This window comes from Brevundimonas sp. CURTG3B2_SDJG, assembly GCF_057364705.1.
On sequence record NZ_JBNFOJ010000355.1, the window covers coordinates 1 to 2,653 of the forward strand.

At 71.1% G+C, this 2,653-nt stretch carries 2 protein-coding genes and 2 pseudogenes; 3 read left to right on the plus strand and 1 reads right to left on the minus strand.

Annotated features, from left to right (window positions below; translation table 11 throughout):
* From AC2W7C_RS16465 to dnaQ, 3 genes and pseudogenes are all read left to right on the plus strand, one after another.
* Positions 1 to 376, plus strand: a 376-nt coding sequence (locus AC2W7C_RS16465; protein WP_486002357.1) for a shikimate dehydrogenase family protein, incomplete at its 5' end; no start/stop codon positions are given.
* Positions 373 to 1,013: pseudogene (gene coaE, locus AC2W7C_RS16470) on the plus strand (dephospho-CoA kinase). The gene AC2W7C_RS16465 and the pseudogene coaE, both read left to right, overlap by 4 nt.
* A gap of 6 nt (positions 1,014 to 1,019) precedes the next feature.
* A pseudogene (gene dnaQ, locus AC2W7C_RS16475) lies at positions 1,020 to 1,741 on the plus strand (DNA polymerase III subunit epsilon).
* 57 nt (positions 1,742 to 1,798) lie between these two features.
* Here the strand turns inward: dnaQ and secB are convergent.
* Entirely contained in the window at positions 1,799 to 2,314 is a 516-nt protein-coding gene (secB, locus tag AC2W7C_RS16480; protein ID WP_486002358.1) for a protein-export chaperone SecB, read from the minus strand.
* Between the last annotated feature and the right edge of the window lie 339 nt (positions 2,315 to 2,653).

Consider the following 2,653-nt stretch of genomic DNA (forward strand, 5'->3'; position numbering starts at 1 on the left):
CGGCCGCCGGGGGCTCGGGTCGGGGGTGCTGAACCGGACGCGGGAGCGCGCCGAGGCGCTGGCGCGGGACCTCGGGGTGGAGGTCGCGGACGCCCGAGCGCTGAAAGAGGCCGCCCTGGTCGTCAACGCGCTGAGCGTCCGGCCGGATATCGACCTGACAGTCCTGCCCTCGGGAGCGGTGGTGATGGACATGACCTATCGGCCGCTGATCACGCCGTTCCTGACGGACGCCCGGAACCGGGGGCTGACGGTCGTGGACGGCCTGGCCATGCTGATCGGCCAGGCGAGGCCGTCGTTCCGGGCCTTCTTCGGCGACGAGCCCCCGGCGGTCGATGTTCGGGCGCTGGCGCTGCGCGCCCTGGGAGAAGCCGGATGATCGTCCTGGGGCTGACCGGCTCGATCGGCATGGGCAAGTCCACGACGGCGAGGATGTTCGCTGAAGCCGGCGCCCTGACCTGGAACGCCGACGAGGCGGTGCATGGGCTCTACGCCCGGGGCGGCGAGGCCGTCGCGCCGATTGGCGAGGCCTTCCCCGGCGTGGTCGTAGACGGGGCGGTGGACCGGGCCCGGCTGGCCAGGCCCTGGGCCGCGACGACCAGGCGTTCCGTCGGCTTGAGGCGATCGTCCATCCGCTGGTGCTGAAGGGGCGGCTGGAAGAGCTGGCGGCGGCGGAGGCCGACGGGGTCCGGCTGGCGGTGCTGGACATTCCCCTGCTGTTCGAGACGGGCGGCGAGGCGGCGGTGGACGCCGTCGTCGTCGTCACCGCCGATCCGGCGATCCAGGCCGAGCGCGTCCTGGCCCGGCCCGGGATGACCCGGGAGCGGTTCGAGGCGATCCTGGCGCGGCAGGTTCCGGACGCGGAGAAGCGCCGGCGGGCGGACTTCGTCGTGGACACGGGGCGAGGACTGGACGCGGCGAGGGACCAGGTGGCCGAAATCGTGGGGACAGTCCTGACCCCTGGCTGGTCGCCGCCGCGCCGCGCCCTTTCGCCGGAACGCGAACGGCCCCATTAAGGAGCCATGGCCCGCGAGATCGTCCTGGACACCGAAACCACCGGCTTCGACCCGAAGACGGGCGACCGGCTGATCGAGGTGGGCTGCATCGAGATCGAGGACCTGCTGCCGACGGGACGGACGTTCCACACCCTGGTCAATCCTGAGCGCCTGATCCCGCCGGATGCGATCCGGGTGCACGGCATCACCGACGACAAGGTCAGGGACGCGCCGAAATTCCATGAGATCGTCGGCGACCTGATGGCCTTCATCGGCGACGCGCCGGTGATCGCCCACAACGCCCAGTTCGACCGCAACTTCATCGACCACGAGTGCGGCCGATGCGGCCAGGCGCTGATCGAGGAGACGCGCTGGATCGACAGTCTGCAGCTGGCCCAGAAGAAGTTCCCGGGCATGGCCAACTCGCTGGATGCGCTGTGCAAGCGCTTCAAGATCAGCCTGTCGGACCGCACCTATCACGGCGCCCTGATCGACGCCCGGCTGCTGGCCGAGGTCTATCTGGAGCTCAGGGGCGGCAAGGAGCGCCGGCTGGACCTGTCCGCGACCCGGATCGCCGTCTCGGCCGCGGCGTGGCGATCGGCGGCTACGGCGCCCGGCCTCGCCCGCTGGCGCCGCGGTCCACCGAGGCGGAACGCGCGGCCCATGCGGCTTTCCTGGAGGCGACGCTCAAGGACCGCTCGCTGTGGGAAGGCTACGGCCTGGACGCGGAAAAGGCGTCGGCCGCCTGACGGACGCCTTGTTGAGCGCCCTAGCGCTCGCGACGCGGTCGCTCGCTGTTTGAGGGCTTACGCCTGACCGGTGTCGGCCGGACCGCGGGCGATCTGCTGCTGGCGGGCGACGTAGATGCCGGCGAAGTCGATCGGGTCCAGCATGAAGGGCGGATAGAAGCCGCCGTCCGAGGTCGCGCGGGCGATGATCTCGCGGGCGAACGGGAACAGGTAGCGCGGGCATTCGATCAGCAGCAGCGGCTCGATGTCCTGCTCGGCCACGCCCTGCAGGGCGAACAGGCCGCCATAGACGAGCTCGACGTTGAAGACGGTCAGGGCCTCGGTCGCCGCCTTGATGGTCAGACGCAGCTCGACCTCGAACAGGCCGTCCTGGCGTCCCTGGGCGTTCATCTCGACGCTCATGTCGATCGCGGGCTTGCCGTCGACGCGCAGGCTGTCCGGCGCCTTGGGATTCTCGAAGGACAGGTCCTTCACGTACTGGGCGACGATGCGGAAGCCCGGGCCGGCGGGACCGGCGGGGCCCTGGGCGCCGTTTTCGGCGTTGGCGTCGGCGGGAGGAGCGGCGTCGGTCATCGGCGAGGTCTGTGTCTGGCGATAGAGGCAGGCGGCCCCCCATGGACCGTCCGGAAGGCGCGGCGACTAGCACGCGGCGCCCCCTGCGGCAACGACGCTCGCCGAGCGGGGGCGGCGGCGCGCCTTGCGCGGCCCCATATCAGCCCCTAATCGTCGTTCGCGCGCCCGTCGTATCAAGGCGCCAGTCAGGAAACGCCCGTGCCGGTTCAGGTCCAGATCGTCATCTTCGCGGTGATCGCCGCCTTCGTGCTGTTCCAGCTGTACAATGTGCTGGGCAAGAAGGTGGGCCGTCAGCCCGAGGACGACGCCCGCGCCCAGCCGCCCGCGCCGGCCGCCGCC

What these genes read in the sequence shown, in the direction of transcription:
- secB (WP_486002358.1), bottom strand. Translation starts at nt 2,314, where the DNA reads ATGACCGACGCCGCTCCTCCCGCCGACGCCAACGCCGAAAACGGCGCC.